Genomic DNA, 261 nt, shown 5'->3' on the forward strand with positions numbered 1-261 from the left:
GTAACTTAATTAATTATCTAGATAGCAATGGCGATGCAATTGCACTTACTGATGCGCCTAATGACTCGCCAATTGATTACCCACTAGGTGGACGTGTTAGCTTACTTGCTTATTCTGTGGGTGAAGAGTCATTTAATGATGTATCTGCCAACGGTGAATTTAATCAAAATGAGTTTGACTCAACTCTACAAGATTTACCTGAAGCTTTTATAGATTTTAATGAAAATGGGGTGTTTGATGGGAATTTACCAGCGCCAACAG

The 261-nt window shown here is 37.9% G+C and carries 1 protein-coding gene; it reads left to right on the forward strand.

Annotated elements, in window-relative coordinates:
* Positions 1-261: hypothetical protein (locus SB749_RS19895; protein ID WP_410711826.1), on the forward strand; the 261-nt coding region annotated here is incomplete at both ends.

The organism is Brevibacterium sp. SIMBA_078 (assembly GCF_046534565.1).
GTDB lineage: Bacteria > Actinomycetota > Actinomycetes > Actinomycetales > Brevibacteriaceae > Brevibacterium.